Genomic DNA, 239 nt, shown 5'->3' with positions numbered 1-239 from the left:
TGGTTCTGCGACAGCAGCCCGCCGTAGCCCAGCGACAGCGAGGCGTTCTCGTTCACCGCCACTTCCGCCCCCGCCTTCAGCACCATGCCGTCGCGCGACACCGGCACGCTGTCCACCACGAACGGCGCGTTGCCGCCGTTGAACCGCAGCCCGGTGCCACGCTCCAGCCCGCCGTACTGGTGTTGCCACCCCAGCTCGCTGCGCAGCGCCACCGTCGTGCCCGGGCTCACCTGCCACGC

1 protein-coding gene is annotated in these 239 nt (G+C 72.0%); it reads right to left on the bottom strand.

The genetic code is table 11. The features are described from left to right. Positions 1-239, bottom strand: a 239-nt coding sequence (locus WFM45_RS24615; protein WP_306377947.1) for an autotransporter outer membrane beta-barrel domain-containing protein, incomplete at both ends; no start/stop codon positions are given.

It is taken from the genome of Serratia sp. KG1D (assembly GCF_037150675.1).
GTDB lineage: Bacteria > Pseudomonadota > Gammaproteobacteria > Enterobacterales > Enterobacteriaceae > Serratia > Serratia nematodiphila.
This window is presented reverse-complemented; position numbering and strand designations above follow the sequence as displayed.